This window comes from Oryzibacillus soli (assembly GCF_051594765.1).
GTDB lineage: Bacteria > Bacillota > Bacilli > Paenibacillales > NBRC-103111 > Paenibacillus_AR.
Genome location: NZ_JBPPGJ010000173.1, coordinates 1 through 203 on the forward strand (window position 1 = coordinate 1; position 203 = coordinate 203).

A 203-nucleotide genomic window follows, 5' to 3' on the forward strand; every position below is an offset into this window, starting at 1 on the left:
GCGCACCCCTGATAAGGGTGAGGTCGGTGGTTCGAGTCCACTAAGGCCCACTTTATCCCCACATGGGGCCATAGCTCAGCTGGGAGAGCGCCTGCCTTGCAAGCAGGAGGTCAGCGGTTCGATCCCGCTTGGCTCCACCATAACTCACCCCAAAAAGTGAAGATAAGCGTTGTAGCTTATGCCGATTACTTTTCGGGGGCCCC

Annotated in this window: 1 tRNA gene; it reads left to right on the forward strand. The window is 57.6% G+C overall.

Annotated elements, in window-relative coordinates:
• Window positions 1-64 precede the first annotated feature (64 nt).
• Window positions 65-140: transfer RNA gene (locus ACSEXW_RS28560), tRNA-Ala, on the forward strand.
• The last annotated feature ends 63 nt before the right edge of the window (window positions 141-203 follow it).